At 56.3% G+C, this 9,290-nt stretch carries 9 protein-coding genes; 7 read left to right on the top strand and 2 right to left on the bottom strand.

The features are described from left to right. Positions 1-215: 215 nt before the first annotated feature. Complete coding sequence (locus tag A3754_RS20145; protein WP_063521117.1) at positions 216-695, bottom strand: helix-turn-helix domain-containing protein; 480 nt, start codon at positions 693-695, stop codon at positions 216-218. Between the two features lie 116 nt (positions 696-811). On the opposite strand from A3754_RS20145, the gene A3754_RS20140 reads away from it, so the two are divergent. The 5 genes from A3754_RS20140 (at position 812) to A3754_RS20120 (ending at position 5,143) form a co-directional block, all read left to right on the top strand. Next, positions 812-1,537, top strand: coding sequence for an SDR family oxidoreductase (locus A3754_RS20140; RefSeq protein WP_063521116.1), 726 nt, complete (start codon positions 812-814; stop codon positions 1,535-1,537). 255 nt (positions 1,538-1,792) lie between these two features. Then, positions 1,793-2,380 carry a 2-hydroxychromene-2-carboxylate isomerase gene (locus A3754_RS20135; RefSeq protein WP_063521115.1) on the top strand — a complete coding sequence of 196 codons (588 nt, stop codon included), beginning with the start codon at positions 1,793-1,795 and terminating at the stop codon, positions 2,378-2,380. A 164-nt stretch (positions 2,381-2,544) separates the two neighbouring features. Then, positions 2,545-3,201: a glutathione S-transferase family protein gene (locus A3754_RS20130; protein ID WP_063521114.1), complete on the top strand. Its 657-nt coding sequence runs from the start codon at positions 2,545-2,547 to the stop codon at positions 3,199-3,201. A gap of 256 nt (positions 3,202-3,457) precedes the next feature. After that, on the top strand, positions 3,458-3,766 hold the full coding sequence (locus A3754_RS20125; protein ID WP_063521113.1) for a hypothetical protein: 309 nt from the start codon (positions 3,458-3,460) through the stop codon (positions 3,764-3,766). A gap of 255 nt (positions 3,767-4,021) precedes the next feature. Next, positions 4,022-5,143 (top strand): AAA family ATPase, encoded by a 1,122-nt coding sequence (locus A3754_RS20120; RefSeq protein WP_063521112.1) that lies wholly within the window; start codon positions 4,022-4,024, stop codon positions 5,141-5,143. A gap of 426 nt (positions 5,144-5,569) precedes the next feature. On the opposite strand, the gene speE is transcribed toward A3754_RS20120, so the two are convergent. Then, positions 5,570-6,430 carry a polyamine aminopropyltransferase gene (speE, locus tag A3754_RS20115; protein WP_063521111.1) on the bottom strand — a complete coding sequence of 287 codons (861 nt, stop codon included), beginning with the start codon at positions 6,428-6,430 and terminating at the stop codon, positions 5,570-5,572. A 248-nt stretch (positions 6,431-6,678) separates the two neighbouring features. Here speE and speA point away from each other — a divergent pair, with 248 nt between their 5' ends. Both speA and A3754_RS20105 read left to right on the top strand, forming a co-directional pair. Continuing rightward, positions 6,679-8,559 carry a biosynthetic arginine decarboxylase gene (gene speA, locus A3754_RS20110; RefSeq protein ID WP_063521110.1) on the top strand — a complete coding sequence of 627 codons (1,881 nt, stop codon included), beginning with the start codon at positions 6,679-6,681 and terminating at the stop codon, positions 8,557-8,559. A gap of 306 nt (positions 8,560-8,865) precedes the next feature. Continuing rightward, entirely contained in the window at positions 8,866-9,210 is a 345-nt protein-coding gene (locus A3754_RS20105; RefSeq protein WP_063521109.1) for a Rieske 2Fe-2S domain-containing protein, read from the top strand. Positions 9,211-9,290: the final 80 nt, after the last annotated feature.

Raw genomic sequence — 9,290 nt, 5'->3', positions numbered from 1 at the left:
ACTTCTCCTTGTTCGTGCAGCCTCATCCGGTCAACGAAGGGCTCGGATACCGTTCAAGTTTTGAGAGAAATGCTGGCGGGACCTATCTACATCACAGGCTCAGGGCCTCAGGTCGAATACGGGTTGCCCGCCAGCAGTGGCGGAAGGGTAGCAAATCCTTCCGCCGGAGAGACACAAGGTCGTATTAGTCCGGAGGACGTAATCCGACAAAGCCTCTAACCCGCTTTGGTCGGCAACAATGCCCCGGCCCAGTGCGGGTTCTCTTCCAGCCGAATATCCCTGGGCTCCACGCTCTCACCGCAATGGCCGCATTGCAGTTTGGCCTCCAGCGGTTCGCCGCATTGGCGGTGCACGCGCACCAGCGGCGGGCCGGCTTCGTCGGCCAGGTATTTGTCGCCCCACTGGGCCAGGTGGGCAATCACCGGGTAGAGGTCGCGGCCCATGGTGGTCAGCCGGTATTCGTGGCGCAGGGGGCGTTCCTGGTAGGCGACTTTTTCCAGCACTCCGCCCTCGGCGAGCTTGCGCAGCCGGTCGCTGAGCACATGGCGGGTGACGCCCAGCCGTTGCTGGAAATCATCAAAACGGCGCACGCCGAGAAAGCAGTCGCGCAGCACCAGCAGCGTCCAGTTATCGCCAATAATGGCCAGCGAACGGGCCAGTGAGCAGGGCTGTTGGTCGATGTCTTGCCAGCGCATAGNAAACCTCCGGGAACATTTTCTGATCATACCCGCTTGACGGGTTCCCAAAAAGAACCGACTATCAGTTCCTAATTGGAACTTACTTCTTGCCTTGATGAAGAACAGGAGGCCCCATGCCAGAATCCGCCGTAGTGGTAATCGGTGCCGGCGATGCCACCGGTGGCGCCATCGCCAAACGCTTTGCCCGCGAAGGCTACACCGTCTGCGTCACCCGCCGCACGGAAGACGCGCTGGCACCGCTGGTGCAGGAGATCGAGCAGGCGGGCGGCAAGGCGCGCCCGTTTGGTTGCGATGCCCGCGATGAAGAGCAGATGGTGGCGCTGTTCGACACCATCGAAAGCGAGGTAGGCCCGGTGGAAGTGGTGGTGTTCAACATCGGCGCCAACGTGTTCTTCTCCATCCGCGAAACCACCGCCCGGGTGTACCGCAAGGTCTGGGAGATGGCCGCCTTCGCCGGTTTCCTGGCGGGCCGCGAAGCCGCCCGGGTGATGGTGCCGCGCAACAAGGGCACCATTATCTTCACCGGCGCTACCGCTTCATTGCGCGGCGGCAAGGGTTTCTCCGCCTTCGCCGGTGCCAAGTTTGCCCTGCGCGCGTTGGCGCAAAGTATGGCCCGGGAGTTGGGTCCGGAAGGCATTCATGTGGTCCACCCGATCATCGATGGCGCCATCGACACGGCGTTCATCCGCGATAACTTCCCGGCCAAGTATGCCCAGAAAGAACAGGCTGGCATTCTCAACCCGGAACACATCGCCGACACCTACTGGATGCTCCACCAACAACCCCGCGACGCCTGGACCCACGAAATCGACCTGCGCCCGTGGATGGAAACGTTTTAAGAGACGCAGCACGCAACAAAAAGCAGTTACAAGTTGAAAGTTCAAAGTTAAAACGCGAAGTCCGCCCAAGATCACTCAAAGGCCTTGGCTTCGCGCTCAAACCGTTTGAAGCGCGGGCACGGTATAAAAGAACATGGTGATTCTTCTCGCGCTTTTGAACTTTGAACTTTGAACTTTTAACTCCGCCCATCGCGCCGCGTACCCGCAGTGCACAGAGAGCGTCGCTCCTACATGACAATCAGAAAGGACCAACCCATGACCCAAAAAATCGAATTCCTCTTCGACGTGGGCAGCCCCACCGCCTACCTGGCCTGGAGCCAACTCCCCGCCCTGTGCGAGCGCACCGGCGCTGAACTGGTCTACGTCCCCGTCTTGCTGGGCGGCATCTTCAAGGCCACTGGCAACAACCCGCCCGGTGCCGTGCCCGCCAAGGGCATGTACATGATGCGCGACCTGGCTCGCTACTCGGCGCGCTACCAGGTGCCGCTCACCATGAACCCGCACTTCCCGGTGAACACCATCACCCCCATGCGCATTATCACCGCCGCCATCGGCACCCCGGAACAGGATGCCGTGATCACCGCCCTCTACAACGCCATGTGGCGCGAGCCCTGCAAACTCTCCGAGCCGGAAGAAATCACCCGCGTCCTTACCGCCGCCGGCCTGGATGCACAGGCCTGGCTGGACAAGGCCGCCAGCGACGAAGTGAAAGAGCAGCTCAAAGCCAACACCGAGGCCGCCATCAAGCGCGGCGTATTCGGCGCGCCAACCATGTTCGTGGGCAATGAAATGTTCTTCGGGCAGGACCGGCTCGATTTTGTGGAGGAAGAAGTTAAAGAATAGCTACGAGCTACGAGCTACAAGGAAAAGACAAAAGCCCGGGCGCGTGTGACGTGTTCCGGGCTTTTGTCTTTTCGTGATGGGCAGGCGTGTTTGCTATGTGTGTTGCGCTGCGATCTTGTGTAGATTCAGGGTCTTGAAAAGAGACTAACGCGAGGGAGCGCGCTATGACGGATCTTGTCCTTACCACCTATGACTGGGTGCCCGACATGCCACGGGGTTACGTGCGTGACCTGCGCGTGCGCTGGGCGCTGGAAGAGGCCGGGTTGCCGTATCAGGTGCAGAGGGTTCCGTTTCACGAACGGGGAGCCGATCACTTTGCGCATCAGCCCTTCGGGCAGGTGCCCTGGCTCACCGATGGCGATCTCTCATTGTTCGAAAGCGGTGCCATCCTCCTGCATCTGGCAGAACGCAGTGCATCGCTGATGCCAGCAGACCCGAGCGCCCGCAGCGCCGTCATTAGTTGGCTCTTCGCTGCCCTCAACTCCGTGGAAGCCGCCAGCCTGCCCTGGTCCCTCTACCAGTTCGCCGGCGATAACCAGCCAACCCCGGGCCGACAACACCTGGACGCCTTCCTCGCCGCCCGTCTCCAGCATATGGAAGCCACACTCACCGGCCGCGAATGGCTCACCGACACTTTCTCTGTTGCCGACATTCTCATGGTCGACGTACTGCGCCTGGTCGACCGCTTCGACGGCCTGGCAGATCACCCGGCCTGCCGAGCCTACATCGCCCGCGCCACCGCCCGCCCGGCCTTTATCAAGGCCCACGCCGACCAAATGGCCCACTTCGCCGCCGCTGACAAGGCCGAGGGCCGGCCGTAAACAGACTTTTCCCCATGTGCATTTATTTGTGCGGGTGGATTGTGTAGATTCGGAACTGGATCACAAATAACAATCGGCCAGCCAGGGTGGCATGGCCTGCGAAAGCGAATCGGGGGAAGGGATGCCTGTCTGGTTATCTTTATGCTGGCCTGGGGCTGGCTTTTGCAATTGCATCTCCTCTTTGATTCTGCGCATGGGGCAATACTTGACCCCAATCTCGAATACTCTGTTATAAATCCAAAAACTTGGGGGCATCATGCCAATTAAAAAGCACGAACTTGATGAAATGAACGAAGCACTTAGGAATGGCAGCACCATTTCTAAGCTGGCCCAGAAGTATAAGCAATATGACTATTGGGAAATTTACTGGGAAGTGAGTGATGCCAGCATTCTTGGTAAGAAGCGCGCTATCACCAACCGAATTAAGAAGCTTGTTTCAACACGGAAGAGAGAAGACCGAGAGGTGCTGGCCGAAGAAGCTCAAGAGCTATTAAACGAGCTGTACGACCAGCTCAAGAGTAACAGCAAGAAACTTGTCGATATAGACCGAGTTCTTCGGCGCTAGGTCTAATAAGAAGCAGAGTTGAGGAGCAGATCTTCCGTTCCACATTGAGTGCGAATGAATTGTGATAACTGGAGGGTCTAACCCTTACGGGAGCCCAATAAGATTTAAGGTGAGATTTGTTCTTAGCCATAGCCCAGGACGCTAATTTGATAGGGTTTGGGTTGATTGTCGGTTGGAAGCGAATCGGGGATATACAGAAAAGTGATATGTGGCATCTGCAACTGGATATGCTGTTAATTTGAGGAGAGGTAGTTTATGCATCAAGTCGTTGATGTCTTTGGTGTGAGAAGCAAGCTTATAAAATCCTATATCGAAAGAGAGGACGTAGACTCTCGTTTCAAAGATGCTTTGAAGAGTGGGAATGAAGTAATTGTCTATGGTTCATCCAAGCAAGGTAAGACATCTCTTATATTAAAGCATCTTGATGAAGATCAATATATAAAAGTAGAGTGCTCGCCGCAAACCACCCCGGTAGACATATATAAATCTGTATTGCGTCAAATAGGTGTTACATTCATTGAGTCGGAAACTGCTGACTCGGGATATGAGCACGGCGGTAAGATCGGAGGTAGTTTTCGCGTCAAGATACCTTTCGTTGGCGGTGCCAAAGCTTCGGGAGAGATGCAGGATAAGGCAAGCGCTAGAACAAGCAAAACTGAGTCGCATGTCGAGTATAATCTCACTTTGGCTCAAGATGTCTCCGAGCTATTAAAGGCCAATGATTTTAATAAATTTATTGTTTTGGAGAATTTTCACTACTTGCCGCATGAGGTACAGAAAACGCTCGCATATGATTTGCGAATTTTTCAAGATCACCATTATATATTTGTTGTATTGGGGATATGGAGAGAAGCGAATAGGCTTGTCCAGTTTAATGGGGATTTGCTGGATCGTGTCACTGAAGTCGCTGTTGAGCCATGGGAGAAAGAAGACTTTTATAAAGTAATAGCAATGGGAGAAAAACTCCTTAATGTCGATTTTTATCATGTCAAGGAGAGGCTTGTAGATGAGTCTTTCGATAGCATTGGAGTGGTTCAAGAGATTTGCAAGCTATGCTGCCAATTCGCCGGAATAAATTCTACATCTGGTGAAACTGTTTTAATTAAGGAAGAGTATCTAGAACAAGCAATGACAAAAAAAGCTGAAGAGTATGGTGTAAGACACATTAGAAATTTTGAGTCTTTTGTGGATATACGCGTTCGAGTCAGTGCGCAAAGCGGTAAGCCATCACTTGCATACCCATACTATTTCATCAGGTTGCTGCTAACTGAAGATTTTGAAAATATTCAGCGCGGAATGACGCGAGGTTATCTTTTAGAGGGGATACGCAATATTCACCACAGGCCTGATGACGTGCGCTCCAGTGACTTGGGTTAGTTCCTCCATAACCTTACGCAGCATCAAATCGGAAAAGGAATACAGCCTCCATTTGTTGATTATGATAGAGGGGGTAAAGTTCTCAAGATAATCGATTCGTCATTATATTTTTTTCTTAAGCACTGTAACCGTGAAGAAATTGCTGAGGATATTCCAAATCCAGTGGAGGAAATTTAATACAAACCTGAGGTTCTGGAATCAATATTCTTTCTTCATTGCATGCAGGTGAGTTATGGGGGCTGGAGGTCCTGACTCCGAAGTGATCGGGGCAGGTCTCCCATTTCCCAAAAGATTTCTTCATAAAAAATGCCCTTGCTTCCATCGAAGACAAGGGCATTATTTTTTCAACTTTCAACTTTCAACTTTCAACTTTCAACTTTCAACTTTCAACTTTCAACTTTCAACTTTCAACTTTCAACTTTCAACTCAGCCCTTAATCGCCTTCTCCATAAACGGCGGCAAAACCAACGCCCCCTTATGCATCGCCGCTGAATAATACTTCGTCTCAAATCCTTTGCCTGTGGCATCCGTTACGCGGAATTCGCTCACGTCGGTGTTCTTGCCCGCCAGGGTGCAGCTCCACCAGCCGCTGGGATACACCGGCTGCGGGAAGGGCAGGGTCTGGGTGCTGGTGAAACCCGCTTCGCGCATGTTGGCGTGCAGATCCTTGATGATGGTATCGCTGTGCAGCAGCGGGGATTCGGACTGCTGCACGATGATGCCGCCGTCGGCCAGCACGCGGTGGCAATCGCGGAAGAACTCGGCCTTGAACAGGCCTTCCGCCGGGCCCACCGGGTCGGTGGAATCCACGATGATCACGTCCACGCTGCCGTCTTCACAGTTGCGCATGTATTGCACGCCGTCTTCGAACAGCAGTTCGGCGCGGCTGTCGTTGTTGGACTCGCACAGTTCCGGGAAGTATTTCTCGGAGTAGCGGGTGACCATTTCGTCGATGTCGATCTGGGTGGCTTTTTCCACGCTGGGGTGGCGCAGCACTTCACGCAGGGTGCCGCAGTCGCCGCCGCCGATGATGATGACGCGCTTGGGGTTGGCGTGGCTGAACAGCACCGGGTGCGACATCATCTCGTGGTAGAGGAAGTTGTCGCGGGTGGAGAGCATGGTGGCGCCATCGATGGTCATCAGGTAACCGAAGGTGTCGGTTTCCCACATCTCGATGTGCTGATACTCGGTTTGCACTTCTTCCAGCTTCTGTTTCAGGCGCAGGCCGAAGGCGGTGCCGGCGGTGTCGAAGTGCTCGTAAAACCAGTTGTTTTTGGTGCTGCTCATGGGCGGGTCCGGTGGAATGGTGTGGGCGGAGTGATCGTCTTTCGTCATGCAAGCATGACTTCCCACAAAAACCGGTGCCACCCTGGGGATGGTCTTTGTGGGAAGCGATGCTCGCATCGCGAATGGGCTACCTCTCAAAGCCGGATTGTAAGGCCTGCGCCCCCCATGTAAAGCAGGAAAAAGGGGTGCGAGTGCGGCGCCCCGGCAGGCATAATGCCCCCAGATAACTCCTTTATTCAGGACCCGTAATGACCGACAACTCTCCCTTGCCCGCCAGCGACATCTATAACGTGGATCGCTGGGGCGACAGCTACTTCCGTATCGACCACTTGGGCCAGCTGTGTGTGCGGCCCAATGGCGAGCAGGGCGGCCAGGCCACGCTGGAAGCGGTGCTGGAAAGTTGCCGGGCGGCCGGGTTGCGGGCGCCGGTGCTGGCGCGCTTTTCCGGGATTTTGCGCCAGCGGGTGAAGCTGCTGGCCGGGGCTTTCCGGGAGGCCATCGATAGCCACCAGTATCAGGGCGACTACACACCGGTGTACCCGATCAAGGTGAACCAGCAGCGCCGGGTGGTGCACGAGATTCTGCGCGCTCGTGATGAAGGCGAGCGAGTGGGCCTGGAAGCGGGCTCCAAGCCGGAGCTGCTGGCCGTGCTGGCGCTGTCCAACCCGGGCGACACTATTGTCTGCAATGGCTACAAGGACGCGGAATACCTGCGCCTGGCGCTGATGGGCGAGAAGCTGGGCTTCCGCGTGCATATCGTGGTGGAGAAGATGTCCGAGCTGCCGGCGCTGCTGGCGCTGGCAGACGAGCTGGGCGTGTCGCCGCGTATCGGCCTGCGGGTGCGGCTGATGAGCATCAGCAAGGGCAACTGGCAGAACACCGGGGGTGAGAAGTCCAAGTTCGGCCTGAGTGCGCCGCAGCTGATGGCGGCCATCGAGCATTGCCGTGCCGCCGGGCGACTGGACTGCGTGAAGCTGCTGCATTTCCACCTGGGCTCACAGGTGGCCAATATCCAGGATATTAAAGCGGGCATGCGCGAAGCGGCCCGTTACTACACCGAGATGCGCGCCCTGGGCGCGGCGGTGGAAACCGTGGATGTGGGCGGTGGCCTGGGGGTGGACTATGAAGGTACTCACTCCCGTTCCTACTGCTCCATGAACTACGGGGTGGGCGACTATGCCCGCCATATCGTGCAGACCCTGCAGCAGCAGTGCGCCCAGCACGGGTTGCCGGAGCCCAACATCATTTCCGAATCCGGCCGGGCGCTGACCGCCCACCATGCGGTGTTGCTGGTGAATATCACCGATCAGGAGCAGATGGCGTCGGTGGCGGTAGAGGCGCCCACTGCAGATGACGCGGCGGAGTTGCAACAACTGTGGGAACTGCAACAGGCCCTGGCCGGTGAGCCGGGCAATCTGCTGGAGCGCTTTTCGGAAGTGACCGGCGCCTGGCAGGACATTCACCAGCGTTATATTGCCGGGGATCTGGGCTTGGCCACCCGCGCCCGTGGCGAGCAGCTGTATATCAATTGCCTGCTGGCCCTGCGCGGTCGTCTGAATCCGCTGCGCAAGCAGCAGCGCGAACTGCTCGACAGCCTCAACGAAACCCTGGCGGACAAGTTGTTCGTGAACTTCTCCGTGTTCCAGTCGGTGCCGGATGTGTGGGGCATCAACCAGGTCTTCCCGGTGCTGCCGCTGTCCGGTCTGGATAAACCCGCTACCCGCCGGGCGGTGATTCAGGACATTACCTGCGATTCCGATGGCCGCATCGACCAGTTCGTGGATGGCGAAGGCGTGGAAGCCACCTTGCCGCTGCCGGAACAGCTCAACGGCCACCTGGGTATTTTCATGGTGGGCGCGTACCAGGAAATCCTCGGCGACATGCACAACCTGTTCGGCGATACGGATTCCGTGGATGTGGACGTGGATGACAACGGCAACATCGTGCTCGACCACGCCATTCACGGCGATACGGTGAGCTCGGTGCTACGCTACGTGAACTACGATACCGACAAGCTGCTGGCGTCCCTGGAACAGCACTGCCGCCAGGCGCATTTGAATAATGCCGAGCAAGAAGGCTTTATCGAGCTGGTACGCGAGGGGCTGGCAGGGTATACGTATCTGGAGTAGCGAAGCGCAGCCACAAAATGCGTTTCGACGAAGCCGCTGTAGGAGTGCATCTTGAGGCGCGAACCTTGCGAAGCAAGGAAATCGCCCGTAGGGCGATCAGGCATTTCAGTGCTCGGCAGGTTTCAGAAAGAATAACGGGTAGCGTTAATCTTTGTCGCCTTGCTGTGCAAGGTTCGTCCCCTGGAAGGTGTATTCGCTACGCTCACCCTTCGGGCCGCACGGAACTACGTGCGTTACTTCGCTACGCGTCGTTCCTACAGGGGCTTCGTAGCCAGCAGATTTTTTTCAGCCAGCAAGGAGAGCGCCATGCGTTATGAACTCTGTGCCAGCCAGGATCTACCGGAAGGACAAAGCCGTGCCATGAAGGCGGGGGACACCAAGTTGGTGGTGTACCACCTGAGTGATGGCTTCTACGCCACCCAGGCCCGCTGCACTCACATGTTTGCCTCACTGGGCAAGGGCAAGATCCTCAAGGACCAATGTGTGCAGTGTCCGCTGCACCGGGCGAAGTTTGATATCCGCACCGGTGAAGTCTCCGAGTGGGCGAATTTCCCGCCGGGGGTGCAGATGCTGAATGTGGTGCGGGGTGAGAAAGCCCTGCAAACCTGGCCGGTAACCGAAGAAGACGGCCAGCTGTACGTGGAGATCTAATGGCAAACCCGAGTAAGGCGCAGCAGGAAGCTGCGCTGGCGCGACTGGAAAAGTTCAGCCGCTTCACTGACAGCAGTATT

The sequence above is a fragment of the Alcanivorax sp. HI0083 genome (assembly GCF_001635175.1).
Note: the sequence above shows the minus strand (reverse complement) of the source record. Positions and strands in the feature narration are given on the sequence as shown.

Bases quoted from the DNA above. Each gene is read 5' to 3' on its own strand.
- A3754_RS20145 (WP_063521117.1), bottom strand. From the start codon at position 695: ATGCGCTGGCAAGACATCGACCAACAGCCCTGCTCACTGGCCCGTTCG.
- A3754_RS20140 (WP_063521116.1), top strand. From the start codon at position 812: ATGCCAGAATCCGCCGTAGTGGTAATCGGTGCCGGCGATGCCACCGGT.
- A3754_RS20135 (WP_063521115.1), top strand. From the start codon at position 1,793: ATGACCCAAAAAATCGAATTCCTCTTCGACGTGGGCAGCCCCACCGCC.
- A3754_RS20130 (WP_063521114.1), top strand. From the start codon at position 2,545: ATGACGGATCTTGTCCTTACCACCTATGACTGGGTGCCCGACATGCCA.
- A3754_RS20125 (WP_063521113.1), top strand. From the start codon at position 3,458: ATGCCAATTAAAAAGCACGAACTTGATGAAATGAACGAAGCACTTAGG.
- A3754_RS20120 (WP_063521112.1), top strand. From the start codon at position 4,022: ATGCATCAAGTCGTTGATGTCTTTGGTGTGAGAAGCAAGCTTATAAAA.
- speE (WP_063521111.1), bottom strand. From the start codon at position 6,430: ATGAGCAGCACCAAAAACAACTGGTTTTACGAGCACTTCGACACCGCC.
- speA (WP_063521110.1), top strand. From the start codon at position 6,679: ATGACCGACAACTCTCCCTTGCCCGCCAGCGACATCTATAACGTGGAT.
- A3754_RS20105 (WP_063521109.1), top strand. From the start codon at position 8,866: ATGCGTTATGAACTCTGTGCCAGCCAGGATCTACCGGAAGGACAAAGC.